Consider the following 283-nt stretch of genomic DNA (forward strand, 5'->3'; position numbering starts at 1 on the left):
AAACGAAGCCCTGTTATTAGCGCGCACCTGCCCAGCGGCAACGCTGGACTGTTCCCTGATAGCTCAGCGGTAGAGCTCTCGACTGTTAATCGAGCGGCCGTAGGTTCGAATCCTACTCAGGGAGCCATTCTTCTTCGGAAGAGAAAATTGCCGCCTTGTTCCCTGATAGCTCAGCGGTAGAGCTCTCGACTGTTAATCGAGCGGCCGTAGGTTCGAATCCTACTCAGGGAGCCACTTCCTCTTCCATATCGATCCGATGCGGTCTGAGAAGGCTGGATTTTCC

The 283-nt window shown here is 54.4% G+C and carries 2 tRNA genes; both read left to right on the top strand.

The features are described from left to right. Positions 1-52: 52 nt before the first annotated feature. A tRNA-Asn gene (locus tag EOE18_RS18315) sits at positions 53-127 on the top strand. A gap of 32 nt (positions 128-159) precedes the next feature. After that, positions 160-234, top strand: a tRNA-Asn gene (locus EOE18_RS18320). The last annotated feature ends 49 nt before the right edge of the window (positions 235-283 follow it).

It is taken from the genome of Novosphingobium umbonatum (genome assembly GCF_004005905.1).
Lineage (GTDB): Bacteria > Pseudomonadota > Alphaproteobacteria > Sphingomonadales > Sphingomonadaceae > Novosphingobium > Novosphingobium umbonatum.